The sequence below is a fragment of the Pseudomonas sp. C6002 genome, assembly GCF_013385805.1.
Taxonomy (GTDB): domain Bacteria; phylum Pseudomonadota; class Gammaproteobacteria; order Pseudomonadales; family Pseudomonadaceae; genus Aquipseudomonas.
In genome coordinates, this window is the sequence record NZ_JACAPH010000014.1 from 162,940 (window position 1) to 179,297 (window position 16,358).

Annotated in this window: 13 protein-coding genes; 5 read left to right on the forward strand and 8 right to left on the reverse strand. The window is 62.3% G+C overall.

Features of this window, described 5'->3' with window-relative positions; all coding sequences use genetic code 11:
- Positions 1-55 precede the first annotated feature (55 nt).
- Positions 56-1,516, reverse strand: coding sequence for a membrane-bound lytic murein transglycosylase MltF (gene mltF / locus HX817_RS09445; protein ID WP_008438264.1), 1,461 nt, complete (start codon positions 1,514-1,516; stop codon positions 56-58).
- 287 nt (positions 1,517-1,803) lie between these two features.
- On the opposite strand from mltF, the gene purL reads away from it, so the two are divergent.
- Together purL and HX817_RS09455 are read left to right on the forward strand one after the other, a co-directional pair.
- Complete coding sequence (gene purL, locus HX817_RS09450; RefSeq protein WP_177021406.1) at positions 1,804-5,700, forward strand: phosphoribosylformylglycinamidine synthase; 3,897 nt, start codon at positions 1,804-1,806, stop codon at positions 5,698-5,700.
- 4 nt (positions 5,701-5,704) lie between these two features.
- Entirely contained in the window at positions 5,705-6,016 is a 312-nt protein-coding gene (locus tag HX817_RS09455) for an NGG1p interacting factor NIF3 (RefSeq protein WP_087695123.1), read from the forward strand.
- A gap of 179 nt (positions 6,017-6,195) precedes the next feature.
- On the opposite strand, the gene nagE is transcribed toward HX817_RS09455, so the two are convergent.
- The 7 genes from nagE to HX817_RS09490 form a co-directional block, all read right to left on the reverse strand.
- On the reverse strand, positions 6,196-7,854 hold the full coding sequence (gene nagE / locus HX817_RS09460; protein WP_218182588.1) for an N-acetylglucosamine-specific PTS transporter subunit IIBC: 1,659 nt from the start codon (positions 7,852-7,854) through the stop codon (positions 6,196-6,198).
- A gap of 74 nt (positions 7,855-7,928) precedes the next feature.
- Complete coding sequence (gene ptsP / locus HX817_RS09465) at positions 7,929-10,436, reverse strand: phosphoenolpyruvate--protein phosphotransferase (RefSeq protein WP_177040148.1); 2,508 nt, start codon at positions 10,434-10,436, stop codon at positions 7,929-7,931.
- 36 nt (positions 10,437-10,472) lie between these two features.
- A complete protein-coding gene (locus HX817_RS09470) occupies positions 10,473-11,495 on the reverse strand; it encodes an SIS domain-containing protein (RefSeq protein ID WP_177040149.1) in 1,023 nt (340 codons plus the stop codon).
- Complete coding sequence (gene nagA, locus HX817_RS09475; protein WP_087695120.1) at positions 11,476-12,582, reverse strand: N-acetylglucosamine-6-phosphate deacetylase; 1,107 nt, start codon at positions 12,580-12,582, stop codon at positions 11,476-11,478. The genes HX817_RS09470 and nagA overlap by 20 nt, the downstream gene beginning before the upstream one ends.
- 10 nt (positions 12,583-12,592) lie before the next feature.
- Entirely contained in the window at positions 12,593-13,351 is a 759-nt protein-coding gene (locus tag HX817_RS09480; RefSeq protein WP_003209609.1) for a GntR family transcriptional regulator, read from the reverse strand.
- 263 nt (positions 13,352-13,614) lie between these two features.
- The gene (locus HX817_RS09485) at positions 13,615-14,118 is read right to left on the reverse strand and encodes a murein L,D-transpeptidase family protein (RefSeq protein ID WP_003209608.1); all 504 of its coding nucleotides are present in this window, start codon (positions 14,116-14,118) and stop codon (positions 13,615-13,617) included.
- A 42-nt stretch (positions 14,119-14,160) separates the two neighbouring features.
- A complete protein-coding gene (locus tag HX817_RS09490) occupies positions 14,161-14,709 on the reverse strand; it encodes an NUDIX hydrolase (protein WP_003209606.1) in 549 nt (182 codons plus the stop codon).
- Between the two features lie 146 nt (positions 14,710-14,855).
- On the opposite strand from HX817_RS09490, the gene HX817_RS09495 reads away from it, so the two are divergent.
- From HX817_RS09495 to HX817_RS09505, 3 genes are read left to right on the forward strand one after another with little or no spacing between them, the layout of a single operon-like run.
- Positions 14,856-15,458, forward strand: coding sequence for a CoA pyrophosphatase (locus HX817_RS09495; protein ID WP_076017515.1), 603 nt, complete (start codon positions 14,856-14,858; stop codon positions 15,456-15,458).
- Positions 15,459-15,497: 39 nt separating this feature from the next.
- On the forward strand, positions 15,498-16,022 hold the full coding sequence (locus tag HX817_RS09500) for a gamma carbonic anhydrase family protein (RefSeq protein ID WP_008438249.1): 525 nt from the start codon (positions 15,498-15,500) through the stop codon (positions 16,020-16,022).
- On the forward strand, positions 16,019-16,234 hold the full coding sequence (locus tag HX817_RS09505; RefSeq protein WP_003209601.1) for a DUF1289 domain-containing protein: 216 nt from the start codon (positions 16,019-16,021) through the stop codon (positions 16,232-16,234). The genes HX817_RS09500 and HX817_RS09505 overlap by 4 nt, the downstream gene beginning before the upstream one ends.
- The last annotated feature ends 124 nt before the right edge of the window (positions 16,235-16,358 follow it).

A 16,358-nucleotide genomic window follows, 5' to 3' on the forward strand; every position in this document is an offset into this window, starting at 1 on the left:
GGAGCGAGCAAGCCCGCTCCCACATTGGTTTTGTGGTGTTTGGAGAATCGGGGGATTACAGCTGCGGGGTTTCTTCCGTCGGCTTGGTCTTGTCCACACCCGGCACATGCAGGTTGCCTTCGACCACTTGGTTGCCTTCCAGCTGCGGCTGCGTCACCCACGTCAGAATGTCGTAGTAACGCCGGATGTTCGCCACAAAATGCACGGGCTCACCGCCACGGGCATAGCCATACCGCGTCTTGCTGTACCACTGCTTCTGCGACAGGCGCGGCAGCATCTTCTTCACGTCCAGCCACTTGTTCGGGTTCAGGCCTTCTTTTTCGGCCAGCTTGCGCGCGTCGTCCAAATGCCCGGTGCCGACGTTGTACGCCGCCAGGGCAAACCAGGTGCGGTCCGGCTCGGCAATCTTGTCGTCCAGCTCATCCTTGATCTTGGCCAGGTACTTGGCGCCGCCCATGATGCTCTGCTTGGCGTCCAGGCGGTTGGACACGCCCATGGCCTGCGCCGTGTTCTGGGTCAGCATCATCAGGCCGCGCACGCCGGTCTTGGAGGTCACCGCCGGCTGCCAGAGTGATTCCTGGTAGCCGATGGCCGCCAGCAGGCGCCAGTCGACCTTTTCTTCCTTGGCATAGGCCCGGAAGTGTTTCTCGTATTTGGGCAGGCGCTGCTGCAGATGCTGGGCGAAGGTGTAGGCGCCCATGTAGCCGAGTACATCGACGTGCCCGTAATAGCGATCTTTCAGGCGTTGCAGCGTGCCGTTCTTTTCCACCTTGTCGAGGTAGTTGTTGACCTCGTTGAGCAGGCTGTTGTCTTCACCGGCGGCAACCGCCCAGGCTTGATGGCTGGCGTCACCGAGGTCAAAGGCCACCCGCACGTTGGGGAAGTACACCTGGTTCATCGCCACTTCGTTGGAGTCCACCAGCGTCAGGTCGATCTGGCCCTCATCCACCATGCGCAGCAGGTCGACCACCTCAACGGCGTCGGACTCTTCGTATTCAATCCCGGGAAACTGTTTTTTCAGCTGCGCCAGTTGCTCGGCGTGGGTGCTGCCCTTGAGCACCATGATCTTCTTGCCCACCAGGTCTGCCGCGGTGGTCGGCCGGGACTGGCCGTTGCGGTAGATGATCTGCGGGGTGACTTCCAGATAAGGGTGGGAGAAACGCACTTGCTGGCGACGCTGCTCACTGCTGACCAGGCCGGCGGCGGCCAGTACCGGGCCGTTGGGTTTGCCGATCTGCGAGAACAGGTCATCCAGGTTGTCGGCCGCCTCGATCTCGAGCTTTACCCCTAACTCGTCGGCAAAACGTTTCACCAGTTCGTATTCGAAGCCGGTTTCGCCGTTACGGTCCTGGAAATAAGTGGCCGGACTGTTTCGGGTGACCACCCGCAATACGCCATCCTCCTTGATTCGCTCGAGCGTGTTGGGTTTATCCACACACGCACTGAGCAGCAGGAAGAGTCCGGTAACGAAGAGCCATTTGGCGCATCGCGGGCGTAAAGCAGTAGGGGAGAACATCTGCGCAGTATACGCAAAGGACCCTCGGCGCCATATCTCGACAGCGGGGCGCTTGTCTGCTAGCGCCCGTAAACCTTGGCTGCAGCCCGCAGAAACGGGGCTTGGCAGCCGATTGTGACGGTTAAAATAACTGCTCGGAATAGCCTGTATGGCCATATGATATCGTGCGATTTATGCCAACTGACGTCCGGCTGCGGCCACTGGTGCCGTTTCGGGTGCCGTTGGCGACGGTTTACGCTAGAATGCACGGCCTCAAAGCACACCCCCTTCCCGAGGCTGTCCCGAAGATGTTGATCCTGCGCGGCGCTCCTGCCCTTTCTGCCTTTCGCCACAGCAAACTCCTTGAGCAACTGAGCCAGAAGGTACCTTCTGTCAGTGGCTTGTATGCTGAATTTGCTCACTTCGCCGACGTTACTGGCGTTTTGACCGCCGACGAACAGCAAGTGCTGGCGCGCCTTCTGAAGTACGGTCCCAGCGTTCCAGTTCAAGAGCCTGCGGGCCGCTTGTTCCTGGTTCTGCCACGGTTCGGCACCATCTCGCCCTGGTCGAGCAAGGCCAGCGACATCGCCCGCAACTGCGGCCTGGAAAAAATCCAGCGCCTGGAACGCGGGATTGCCTTCTATGTAGCAGGCCAGTTCAGCGAGGCCGAGGCCGAGCTGATCGCCAGCAGCCTGCACGACCGCATGACCCAGATCATCGTCAGCCAGCTGGAACAGGCCGCCGGTCTGTTCAGCCACGCCGAACCCAAGCCGCTGACCGCGATTGACGTGCTCGGTGGTGGCCGTGCCGCCCTGGAAACCGCCAACACCGAGCTGGGCCTGGCCCTGGCCGAAGACGAAATTGACTACCTGGTCAACGCCTTCATCGGCCTGAAGCGCAACCCCCACGACATCGAACTGATGATGTTCGCCCAGGCGAACTCCGAGCACTGCCGCCACAAGATCTTCAACGCCAGTTGGGACATCGACGGCCAGAGCCAGGAAAAAAGCCTGTTCGGCATGATCAAGAACACCTACGTGATGCACAGCGAAGGCGTTCTGTCGGCTTATAAGGACAATGCCTCGGTCATCGTCGGCTCTGTCGCCGGCCGTTTCTTCCCGGACCCTGAAACCCGCCAGTACGGCGCGGTGCAGGAGCCGGTGCATATCCTGATGAAAGTCGAGACCCACAACCACCCGACCGCGATTGCCCCGTTCCCGGGCGCAGCCACCGGTTCCGGCGGCGAGATTCGCGACGAAGGTGCAACCGGTCGTGGCGCCAAGCCAAAGGCTGGCCTCACCGGCTTCACCGTGTCCAACCTGCAGATCCCGGGCTTCGAACAGCCGTGGGAAGTGCCGTACGGCAAGCCTGAGCGCATCGTCACTGCGCTGGACATCATGATCGAAGGCCCGCTGGGCGGCGCCGCGTTCAACAACGAATTCGGGCGTCCGGCCCTGACCGGTTACTTCCGTACTTTCGAGCAATCCATCACCACCCCGCGTGGCGATGAAGTGCGCGGTTACCACAAGCCAATCATGTTGGCCGGCGGCATGGGCAACATCCGCGCCGAACACGTACAGAAAGGCGAGATTCTGGTCGGCTCCAAGCTGATCGTCCTCGGTGGCCCGGCGATGCTGATCGGCCTGGGTGGCGGCGCCGCTTCCTCCATGGCCACCGGCACCAGCTCGGCCGACCTGGACTTCGCTTCCGTACAGCGTGAAAACCCTGAGATGGAACGCCGTTGCCAGGAAGTCATCGACCGTTGCTGGCAACTGGGTGACAAAAACCCCATCAGCTTCATCCACGACGTTGGCGCAGGTGGTTTGTCCAACGCCTTCCCGGAACTGGTCAACGATGGCGACCGTGGCGGCCGTTTCGAACTGCGCAACATTCCAAACGACGAGCCGGGCATGGCCCCGCACGAAATCTGGAGCAACGAATCCCAGGAACGCTACGTGTTGGCGGTAGGTCCTGCAGACTTCGAACGCTTCCAGGCGATTTGCGAGCGCGAGCGCTGCCCGTTTGCGGTAGTCGGCGAAGCCACTGCCGAGCCGCAACTGACGGTCACCGACAGCCACTTCGGCAACAGCCCGGTGGACATGCCGCTGGAAGTGCTGCTGGGCAAAGCCCCGCGCATGCACCGTTCGGCCGTGCGTGAAAACGAACTGGGCGACGATTTCGACCCGTCGACCCTGGCCATCGCCGACTGCGTGGAGCGCGTCCTGCACCACCCGGCCGTTGCCAGCAAAAGCTTCCTGATCACCATCGGCGACCGCACCATCACCGGTCTGGTTGCCCGTGATCAAATGGTCGGCCCGTGGCAGGTCCCGGTGGCTGACGTTGCCGTCACCGCCACCAGCTTCGACGTGTACACCGGTGAAGCCATGGCCATGGGCGAGCGTACTCCGCTGGCGCTGCTGGACGCTCCGGCGTCGGGCCGCATGGCCATCGGCGAAACCCTGACCAACATCGCAGCGTCGCGTATTGCCAAGATCTCCGACATCAAGCTGTCGGCCAACTGGATGTCCGCTGCCGGTCACCCGGGTGAAGATGCGCGTCTGTACGACACCGTGAAAGCGGTCGGCATGGAGCTGTGCCCTGAGCTGGGCATCACCATTCCGGTGGGCAAGGACTCCATGTCCATGGCCACCCGCTGGAACGATGAAGGCGTGGACAAGAGCGTCACCTCGCCGCTGTCGCTGATCGTTACCGGCTTTGCGCCAGTCACCGACATTCGCCAGACCCTGACCCCGCAACTGCGCATGGACAAGGGCACCACCGACCTGATCCTGATCGACCTCGGTCGCGGCCAGAACCGCATGGGCGCCTCGATCCTTGCCCAGGTGCACGGCAAGCTCGGCAAGCAGGCCCCGGACGTCGACGACGCCGAAGACCTGAAAGCTTTCTTCGCCGTGATCCAGGGCCTGAACGCCGACGGCCACCTGCTGGCTTACCACGACCGTTCCGACGGTGGTTTGCTGACCAGCGCCGTGGAAATGGCCTTCGCCGGTCACTGCGGCCTGAGCCTGAACCTCGATGGCCTGGCAGAAACTTCCGCCGACATCGCAGCAATCCTGTTCAACGAAGAGCTGGGCGCCGTGATCCAGGTTCGCCAGGACGCAACCCCGGACGTACTCGCACAGTTCAGCGCCGCTGGCCTGGGCGACTGCGTGGCCGTGATTGGCCAGCCGATCAACAACGGTGAAATCAACATCGTCTTCAACGGCGAAACCGTGTTTGAAGGCCAGCGCCGCCTGCTGCAACGCCAGTGGGCCGAGACCAGCTACCAGATCCAGCGCCTGCGCGACAACGCCGACTGCGCCGAGCAGGAATTCGACGTGATCCTGGAAGAAGACAACCCGGGCCTGAGCACCAAGCTCAGCTTCGACGTCAACCAGGACATCGCCGCGCCTTACATCAAGAAAGGCATCCGCCCACAAGTGGCCGTACTGCGTGAGCAGGGCGTCAACGGCCAGGTGGAAATGGCGGCGGCGTTCGACCGTGCCGGTTTCAATGCGATCGACGTGCACATGAGCGACATCCTCGCCGGTCGCGTCGACCTCAATGAGTTCAAAGGTCTGGTTGCCTGCGGTGGTTTCTCCTACGGCGACGTACTGGGTGCCGGTGAAGGCTGGGCCAAGTCGGCCCTGTTCAACAGCCGTGCCCGTGACGCGTTCCAGGGCTTCTTCGAGCGTAATGACAGCTTCACCCTGGGTGTGTGCAACGGTTGCCAGATGATGTCCAACCTCAGCGAACTGATCCCGGGCAGCGAGTTCTGGCCGCACTTTGTGCGTAACCGTTCCGAGCAGTTCGAAGCGCGGGTTGCGATGGTCCAGGTACAGGAATCCAACTCGATCTTCCTGCAGGGCATGGCCGGTTCGCGCATGCCAATCGCCATCGCCCACGGTGAAGGCCATGCGGAATTCGCCAGCGAAGAAGCACTGCTGGAAGCCGACCTGTCCGGTACTGTGGCCCTGCGTTTTGTCGACAACCACGGCAAGGTCACCGAAGGCTACCCGGCCAACCCGAACGGCTCGCCGCGCGGGATCACCGGGCTGACCAGCCGCGACGGTCGCGTCACCATCATGATGCCGCACCCGGAGCGTGTGTTCCGCGCCGTGCAGAACTCGTGGCGCCCGGAAGAGTGGAACGAAGACGGCGCGTGGATGCGCATGTTCCGTAACGCTCGCGTCTGGGTGAACTAAGTCGGTGTACAAGCTCAGCTTCTTTGTGCCCGACAGCCACGTGGAGACGGTGAAAACCGCCGTCTTCGCAGCCGGCGGCGGGCGCATCGGCAACTACGACAGCTGCGCCTGGCAGGTACTGGGCCAGGGCCAATTCCGCGCGATGGACGGCAGCCAACCGTTTATCGGGCAGGTGGGGCAGGTTGAAGTGGTTGAAGAATGGAAGGTTGAGTTGGTGGTGGCGGATGAGTTGATCGTGGCTGTAGTGGCTGCGTTGAAACTGAGCCATCCGTACGAGACACCGGCGTATGAGGTGTGGCAGTTGGCGGATTTTTGATTCGCTGGCTGCAAAACAAGAAATCCGCTGGGCCAGTTTGGTCAGCGGGTTTTTTGTTGCCTGTCACGGCCATTCGCGAGCAAGCCCGCTCCCACATTTGACCGCGTTGCCATGACGGGCACCGATCAAAATGTGGGAGCGGGCTTGCTCGCGAAGAGGCCCTGATGCTCAGCAAAGATTCAGGCTTTTACCCCAACCTCACGGCCACTGACCAACCGCTCCAACGCCTCACCCAACCCCGAAGCCTTGTCACCAATCAGCAAGTGCCAAATCCCACTCTCAAGCTGGCTCACACCCTGGCAACCCAGCGCCGTCAGTTGAGATTCCGACAACACCGAACCATCCCCCAACTCCACCCGCAGCCGCGTCATCGCCACCGCATCCAATTGCAAAACATTGGCCCGACCGCCCAGCGCACTCAGCCATTTCTCGGCCTCATGCACGTTCACCGGCGTGCTCTTCTCAACCGGTGCAGCAGCGACCGGAGTGACTCCAACATACGAAGGCATCGCCAACCGAATCTCATCGGCAATGCTGTCCGCCATCGGCCCGACCACCACCTGCAAACTCCCGCCATTACCCGGTCGAACCACGGCCATCGCACCCAGCGCCTTCAACTCGGCATCCACCGCCTTGTTGCGGTCCACCATGTCCAGCCGCAGACGCGTCGTGCAAGCACCCACACTCAGCAGATTCTCTGCACCACCCAGCGCCCGAATGTAAGCCCCGGCCCGTTGGTTATCGGTCATGGCCTCGGCCTGCGCGACCTGAATATCCTCACGCCCGGGCGTCTTCAAATTGAAGCGACGGATGCAGTAGTTGAACACGCTGTAGTAGATCACCGCATACGCCAGCCCAACCGGGAATACCAACCAGCCGTTGGTGGATTTACCCCAACCCAGCACCATGTCGATAAACCCACCGGAGAAGGTAAAGCCCAGGTGAATGTTGAGCATGTTGGTGATCGCCATCGACAACCCGGTCAGCAGCGCATGCACCAGGTACAGGAACGGCGCGAGGAACATGAAGGCGAATTCGATCGGCTCGGTGACCCCGGTCAGGAACGAGGTCAGCGCCATCGACAGGAAAATCCCGCCCATGATCTTGCGCCGCTCCGGCAGTGCATTGCGGTACATCGCCAGGCACGCCGCCGGCAGGCCGAACAGCATTACCGGGAACATGCCGGTCATGAACTGCCCACCTTTCGGGTCGCCGGCAAAATAGCGAGTCAGGTCGCCGGTCACTACCGCGCCGGTCGTCGGGTCGGTGAAGGTGCCGAACACAAACCACGCCATGTTGTTGAGGATATGGTGCAAGCCGGTGACGATCAGCAGGCGGTTGAACACGCCAAACACGAACGCACCAAAACTGCCGCTTTCCATCAGCAACACGCCGAAGCTGTTGATGCCTTGCTGCACGGGTGGCCAGATCAAACCAAAGATCACCCCCAGCGCCACTGCGGAGAACCCGGTGACGATCGGCACAAACCGTCGCCCACCAAAGAATGCGAGGTACTCCGGCAGCTTGATGTCCTTGAAGCGGTTATACAGGGCACCGGCCATCAAGCCGCTGGCGATGCCCGCGAGCATGCCCATGTTGATGCTGGCGTCCATCACCTTGAGGGTGGAGACCATCACCAGGTAACCGATGGCGCCTGCCAGGCCCGCCGTGCCGTTGTTGTCGCGGGCAAAACCCACGGCAATGCCGATGGCGAAGATCAGCGCCAGGTTGGCGAAGATCGCCTGCCCGGCGTCGTGCATCACCGCGATGTTCAGCAGGTCAGTGTCGCCCAGTCGCAGCAGGAGGCCGGCGATCGGCAGAATCGCGATCGGCAGCATCAGTGCACGGCCCAGGCGTTGCAGCCCTTCGATAAAATATTGGTACACGGCGTGTCTCCCTATTCTTGTTGTTTTCAGCTCAGCGGCCAGTGGTGTTGACAGGCTTGGCGAACGGCTTTGGCGCTGCTCAGGTTAAGCAGGCTTTGGCTCAGTTGCCGGCATTGGGCTGCGTCCAGGTGACGGACACGGTCCTTGATTTCTCCGATTTGCGGCGGGCTGACGGACAGCTCGCTGATGCCCAGGCCGATCAGCACCGGCGTGGCCAGCGGGTCGGACGCCAGCGCCCCGCACACACCGACCCAGCGCCCATGCTTGGCTGCGCCGATGCACGTCTGGGCGATCAGCCGCAACAGCGCCGGGTGCATGGCATCGACCCGGGCGGCGAGGCCGGCGTGGTCGCGGTCCATGGCGAGGGTGTACTGCGATAGGTCATTGGTGCCGATGGACAGAAAGTCCGCGTGCTCGGCCAGTTGTTCGGCCATCAGCGCCGCCGCGGGCACTTCGATCATCACCCCCAGTTCCGGGCGTTGGGTCAGTTCCAGCTCGGCGCACAGTTCATTGAGGCGCTGGCGAATGTGCAGCAGTTCGTCGACTTCGCTGACCATTGGCAGCAGGATGCGGCAGCGTTCCAGCGGGCTGACCTGGAGAAGGGCACGCAGTTGCTGGTCCAGCACCTCCGGACGCACTTGCGCCATGCGAATGCCCCGCAGGCCCAGCACCGGGTTGGTCTCGAACGGCAGCGGCAGGTAGTCGAGTTGCTTGTCGCCGCCGACGTCGATGGTGCGGATGATCACGGATTTGTCGCCCATGGCATCCAGCACGGCTTGGTAGGCCTGGCGCTGCTCCTGTTCATCGGGCGCAGTGCGGCGGTCGACGAACAGAAATTCTGTGCGCAGCAGGCCGACGCCATCGGCGCCATTCTCGAAGGCCAGTTGGGCTTCTACGCTGGAGGCGACATTCGCGGCCACTTCAATACGCACGCCATCCTGAGTGCTGGCGGTGCCTTGAGCCTGCGCGTGCTGCTGTTGGCGCCGCAGTTTCTGTGCATCGCGCAACTGGTGAACCTGGGCGTGGCGCGCATCATCCGGCGTCAGCTCCAGGCGGCCGTTGGCGGCATCCAGCACCACGCGCTGGCCTTGGGGCACATCAAGCAATTCAGTGCCCAGTGCAACCACGCACGGCAAGCCTTTACCCCGCGCCAGAATCGCCACATGAGACGTCGCGCCGCCTTCGGCCATGCAGATACCGGCGGCGTGTTGATTGCTCAGTTGCAGCAGATCCGATGGGGTCAGCTCATGGGCCGAGACGATAGCGCCGGCCGGCAAATCAAAATTCCAGGCCTCGCCCAGCAACGCCCGCAGCACGCGTTGCTGCAAGTCGCGCAGGTCGTTGGCGCGTTCGGCGAACAACGGTTTACCCAGTGCCAGCAGCACCGCGCATTGGGCCTGGATCGCATCACGCCAGGCGTGAGTGGCGGCGCTGCCCTGTTCGATGGCGGCGGTGGCGGCCTCCAGCAACGTAGGGTCTTCCAGCAGGGCCAGGTGGGCGGCGAAGATCTCTTCTTCCTCCACATCCTTGCGCTGACGGGCCTGGTCCAGGGTGTGGCGGATTTCGCTACGCACCTGTTCCAGGGCGCTGTCCAGGTGCTGCAATTGTTCATCCGGCACGTTGTTGCCCAGGTCCACCGGCAGCTCGATTCCGTTCAGGCGGAACAACGGGCCGCAGACCAACCCCGGCGCGGCACACACGCCTTGCAGTACTCCGGCTTCGGTATTCGCGCGGCGTGGGGCGACGGCCACTGGAGCGTGATGCGCTTCGCCAACTTCCACCGACAGCGCAGCGATCAGTGCTTGCAGCGCCGCTTCACAATCCTTGCCACGACAGGTGACCTGCACCTCGTCCTGCTCACCAATCCCCAGGCCCATCAAGCCGATCAGGCTGTCGCACGAAGCCGACTTGCCGGCGAAATGCAGCTGCGACTGGCTGCTGAATGCCTGTGCGGTCTTGCGGATCAAGGCAGCGGGGCGCGCGTGCAGGCCGCCACGATGGGTGATGCGAATAGTCGCGCTGGCTTCGGTGACCGACTCATCAATCACTTTCGCTGCACCGGCCAACCGTGCAACCACATGCAGCAGCGGCTCGCCGACCTTCACTGTTTTCAAGGTGATCGGCCGTAGCTCAAACAGCTCGTTGTTGGTCAGGATAATCAGGCTGACCAGGCTTTTGCACTGGCGCGCAATCAGGTCCAGGTCAAACTGCACCAGTGCCTGGCCCTTGCTGACCCGCGCACCTTGCTTGACCAGCAGCGCAAAGCCTTCGCCATTCAATTCCACCGTGTCGATGCCCACGTGCATCAGCAATTCAGCGCCGTTATCGGCGCGAATGGTCAGCGCATGCCCGGTGCGGGCGACGTGGATGATCACGCCATCACACGGCGCGTGCAGGCAATCGTTGAGCGGGTCGATGGCAATGCCGTCGCCCATGGCGCCACTGGCGAACACTTCGTCGGGAACGTCGCCCAGGGTCAGCACCGGCCCACTGAGGGGAGCGCTGAGGGTGAGGTCTTTATTATTGTGGGACATGGGCACGGTACTCATCAGGAAAACGCTGCAATCAACTCAGTGGGTGCGGGTCACTTTGCTCAAGTGACGCGGTTGGTCCGGGTCCATGCCCCGGGCCTCTGCCAAACCGGCGGCCATCACGTAGAAACTCTGGATCGCCAGGATCGGGTCCAGGGCCGGGTGTTCGGCGCGGCTCAGAGTCAGGTCGCGCTCGGCGATGTCATCGGGAGCGGCCAGCAGCACGCGGGCACCGCGCTGGCGCATATCGGCGGCCAGGCTCAGCAGGCCGGCTTGTTCGGCACCACGGGGCGCGAAAACCAGCAGCGGGTAGTTGTCATCGATCAGAGCCATCGGGCCATGGCGCACTTCGGCGCTGCTGAAGGCTTCGGCCTGGATCGCCGAGGTTTCCTTGAGCTTGAGCGCGGCTTCCTGGGCAATGGCAAAACCGGCGCCACGGCCGATCACCATCAGTTGCTGGCAGTCGCGCAGGGCGTCGATGGCCAGGCTCCAGTCTTGCCTGGCGGCTTCACGCAAACCTTCGGGCAGTGCCTTACAGGCTTGCAGCAACTCGTCTTCCTGATTCCAGTGGCCGATCAGCTGGGCGCTGGCGCTCAGGGTCGCGATAAAGCTTTTGGTGGCGGCGACGCTGCGTTCCGGCCCGGCGCACAGCGGCACATGGAATTCGCAGGCGGCTTCCAGTGGCGAGTCTTCGGCGTTGACCATCGAGATGCTCAAGGCGCCGCGCTTGCGCAACAGGCGCAGGCTGTTGACCAGGTCCGGGCTCTGTCCCGACTGGGAGAAACCGAACGCCACTTGCCCGCTGACCTTGAGCGGCGATTGCAGCATGGTCACCACCGACATCGGCAGCGACGCCACCGGAATCCCCAGGTGTTGCATGGTCAGGTAGGCGAAGTAACTGGCGGCATGGTCCGAGCTGCCGCGAGCAATGGTCATTGCCACTTGCGGCGGCTGGCGACGCAGGCGGCCGGCGACTTCCTCCAGCAATGGGTCCAGGCGTTGCAGTTGAGCCTCGACGGCCTCGCAGGAGGCCAGGGCCTCTTCAAGCATTTTTGAAGTCAATGGTTTCTCCTTCGACCATTACGTCGGTGAGGTGCAGGGAGCGGTCCAGGCGCACGCAGTCGGCAAAGCTGCCGGGTTGCAGGCGACCGCGTTCTTCGAGGCCCAGGTAGTCCGCAGGAAATTGCGACAGGCGTTGTGAGGCTTCGCTGATCGGCAGGCCGATCTTCACCAGGTTGCGCAGCGCCTGGTCCATGGTCAGGGTGCTGCCGGCCAGCGTTCCATCGGCCAGGCGGACGCCGCCCAGGCACTTGGTCACGGTGTGGCTGCCCAGCTTGTATTCGCCGTCGGGCATGCCGGCAGCGGCGGTGGAATCGGTGACGCAGTACAGGCACGGGATCGAGCGCAGGGCCACGCGCATGGCACCGGGGTGCACGTGCAGCAGGTCGGGAATCAACTCGGCGTATTTGGCGTGGGCCAGGGCCGCGCCGACGATGCCGGGCTCGCGGTGATGCAGCGGGCTCATGGCGTTGTACAAGTGGGTAAAGCTGGTGGCCCCGGCGGCGAGGGCGGCGACACCTTCTTCATAGCTGCCCAGGGTGTGGCCGATCTGCATGCGCACGCCACGTTCGCTGAGGGCGCGGATCAGGCCGTCATGGCCGGCGATTTCCGGAGCAATGGTGATCACCCGGATCGGCGCCAGGCGCAGGTATTCTTCGACTTCGGCCATCAAGGCGGTGTGGGCGAAGTTCGGTTGTGCGCCGAGTTTTCCCGGATTGATGTAGGGGCCTTCCAGGTGCACGCCCAGGACACGAGCGGTGCCGGTCGGGCGGCTTTCGCAATAGGTGCCGATTTCGCCGAGCACGCGGGAAATCTCATCCACTGGCGCGGTCATGGTGGTGGCCAGCAGCGAGGTGGTGCCAAACCGCACGTGGGTGCGGGTGATGGTGTGGAAGGCGTCGGTGCCTTCCATGATGTCTTTGCCGCCACCGCCGTGCACGTGCAGGTCGATAAAGCCTGGCAGCAGGTACGGCAGGTCGTTGTCAGCCGGGTTGCACGGGCTGCCTTCTACGGCAGTGACCTTGCCGTGCTGGTGCACCAGGCGGCCGCGAATCCAGCCGTGTGGCGTGAGGATATTGTCTTCGGACATGGGCAGTTCTCTAAATTCGCAGTTCAGCGGAATAGTCGTGGCGGCGCAGTTCTGCGACGAAGTCGTAGTAGTCGTTGCGGCAGTAGGTGTCGGTGATTTCAATCGGGGTGTTGTCGGCGGTGTAGCCCACCCGGGTCATCAGCAGCATGGCGGTGCCGGGGGCGATGCCCACCAGGGCTGCGAACTCATCCGAGGCGTTGATCGCCTGGATGTGTTGCAGGGCGCGCACGATGGGCTTGCCGATGCTTTCCAGGTATTCGTAGAGCGAGTTGCCGATGGCCTGCGGGTGGGGGAGGACGGAGGCGGGCATGGCGGTCATTTCAATCGCCATCACCGTGTCGTCGGCCTTACGCAAACGCTTGAGCCGCGCGACCTTGTCGCTCGGCGACAGGCCCAGGCGGATCAGCTCTTCATGGGTCGGCGGGGTGATGTCGCGCTCCAGCCACTGGGACGTCGGTACAAACCCCTTGAGCCGGAGCATTTCGCTGAAGCCCGAGAGGCGCGACAGCGGTTGTTCCAGGCGTGGCGTGATGAAGGTTCCGGAGCCTTGGCTGCGACGGATCAGGCCTTGTTCGAACAGCACTTCCAGCGCTTTGCGGGCGGTCACCCGGGAAATGCTCAGTTGCTCGCTGAGGGCACGTTCCGACGGCAATGCCTGCTCGGATTTCCACTGGCCGGCATGAATCGCGGCTTCGAGGTTGCGGGCCAGTTGCAGGTACAGCGGCGTCGATTGTTTATCGTCGGGGCGCAGGGCCAGGATGGGGTTCATCGTGTCGGTTTCCGATGCGGTTATTGGAGTGTTGTCGCCCGGTAGTGATCGCAAGCTAATACCACTTAAATACCATGTCAATGCAGCGAAAACGGTGCAGGCGAGCGTTTACGGGCGCCTTAATAGTGCGCCAGTTCAAGTGGTATTAGAGAGGTCTTTGTGTCGGGCAGAAGCACGCAGCTTGCCGGGGTGAACTGGTATTCACCGGCAAGCGCCGTGTGGGGCGGGATTTTTTTTCGAATTATTTTACGAGCGGCAGGAAATTACGGACGAATCTCGATCATCGTGCCGTCTTTCACCAGGTTCCAGACTTCGCGCATGTCGACATTGCGCATGCCGATGCAGCCGTCGGTCCAGTCCAGGGTGTGGAACAGCTCTTCGGGGTAGTCCTCGGCGTCGGGGGTGCCGTGGATCATGATCATGCTGCCGGGCTTGACCCCTTCGCGGCGGGCGCGCGCGGAATCGCTGATATTGGGGTAGGAGATGTGCATGGCCAGGTTGAAGCGGTCGCTGGTCTTGCGCCAGTCGATCCAGTAGAAACCTTCCGGGGTGCGGCGGTCGCCTTCCATCAGCTTGGTGCCCTTGGGGTTCTTGCCCAGGGAAATGCGGTAGGTCCTGAGGGGCTTGCCGTCATTGATCAGTTGCAACTGATGGGCCGACTTGAGCACCAGGATTTTCTCGACGGGTTTGCCCCCCAGGATCACTTGGGTGGAGGCTGGCGACAGCGTGGCAAACGACAGGCAGATCAGAGCAAGCAACCAACGCATTGAAACGGTATCCCCTGAAAAGACTACGTGCCGCCTGGATTGTTATTTGGCCAACTGGGTCAGCGGCGGCACCGATTCGCTGCGCACCGGATACGACTGTTGCCGGCGGTCAGCAAAAAAGCATTCTAAGGTACGCCCGACCGTGCGGAAAGCCAGCTCGGACCAAGGGATGTCGGCTTCATCGAATAAGCGCACTTCAAGGCTTTCGGGGCCGGCGGCAAAATCCAGGTCGATCAGTTCGGCCCGGTAGAAGATGTGCACCTGGCTGATGTGCGGCACGTCGATCAGGGTGTAGATGCTCAGGTTGCGCACCCGGGCGCAGGCTTCTTCCAGGGTTTCGCGCATCGCGGCCTGCTCGACGGTCTCGCCGTTCTCCATAAAGCCGGCGGGCAAGGTCCAGAAACCCAGGCGCGGCTCGATGGCGCGCCGGCACAGCAGCACCTGGTCGCCCCACACCGGTACGGTGCCCGCGACGATATTGGGGTTCTGGTAGTGAATGGTCTGACAGTGATCGCAGACATAACGCAAGCGTGCGTCGCCTTCGGGAATGCGCTGGGTGACCGGTTTACCGCACTGGCTGCAGAAGTTCATGCTGGGGTTCCTGGAGAGTGCGCCTATCTTGGCGTGACCGGGTATGGGCTGCAAGTTGTCGTTTAGCGACATGGCCAGGGTTTTGGGGTTGGGCGTGCGCAAGGTTTGGTGCATGATGCAAGGTAGCCAACAGACCGAGATGACTCATGCTGGACGAGCTACTTCGCCGGGTAAGCAATCATACGCCACGCACGCTGGAGACCGACGGTCGTTTCCCGGAAGCGGCGGTACTGGTGCCGATCACCCGCAGTGACGAACCCGAGCTGATCCTGACCTTGCGCGCCAGCGGGTTATCCACCCATGGCGGCGAAGTGGCATTCCCTGGCGGGCGCCGCGACCCGGAAGACCCGGACCTGATCTTCACCGCGCTGCGCGAAGCCGAAGAAGAAATCGGCCTGCCGCCGGGCCTGGTGGAAGTCATCGGCCCGTTGAGCCCGCTGATTTCCCTGCACGGTATCCGTGTCACGCCTTATGTAGGCGTTATCCCCGATTACGTCGAATACCTGGCCAATGACGCCGAGATCGCCGCTGTGTTCAGCGTGCCCCTGGAGTTTTTTCGCCAGGACCCGCGCGAACATACCCACCGTATCGATTACCAGGGCCGCAGTTGGTACGTGCCCAGTTACCGGTTTGGCGAATACAAGATCTGGGGGCTGACGGCGATCATGATTGTCGAACTGATCAATCTGCTCTATGACGATGCCGACATCAGCCTGCATCGACCGCCGAAAAGCTTCATCAATACCTAAGAGCCAGATGGCCATCGTTCCTGCCGTGAGGATCCACCTATGAAATACCGCCTGGGCGACGCCCGAGTCGAAACCCATCCCAACAGCTGGGTGGCCCCCAATGCCACGCTGGTGGGCAAGGTCAAACTGGAGGAGGGCGCCAACGTCTGGTTCAACGCGGTGTTGCGCGGCGACAACGAGCTGATCCTGATCGGCAAGAACAGCAACGTGCAGGACGGCAGCGTGATGCACACCGACATGGGTTACCCGCTGACCCTCGGCACCGGCGTGACCATCGGCCATAACGCCATGTTGCATGGCTGCACCGTCGACGATTACAGCCTGATTGGCATCAATGCGGTGATTCTTAACGGGGCGAAGATCGGCAAGCACTGCATCATCGGCGCCAATTCGCTGATCGGCGAGGGCAAGGAAATTCCCGATGGTTCGTTGGTGATGGGCTCGCCGGGCAAGGTGGTGCGGGAACTGACCGACGTGCAGAAGAAAATGCTCGAGGCCAGCGCTGCGCACTATGTGCATAACGCCCAGCGGTATGCCCGTGATCTGGTTGAGCAGGAAGAATGAACCCGGTAGAACGACCCGTCGCCTCGCCGTGCGTGAGCATTTGTGCGCTGGATGACGATGATATCTGCACGGGATGCCAGCGCACGGTGGAAGAGATTACCCGCTGGAGTCGCATGGACAATACCGAGCGCCGGGTAGTGCTGGGGTTGTGCCATGAGCGGGCGAAGGCGAGTGGGCTGGTGTGGATGATTCCGGGGAAGTCCGGCGCCTGATAGACCGCTTTCGCGAGCAAGCCCGCTCCCACATTTGATTGCGTTTATCTTGGAGGAATGCGTTCAAAATGTGGGAGCGGGCTTGCTCGCGAAAGGGCCCGCCCAGACGACATATTTCCAAATG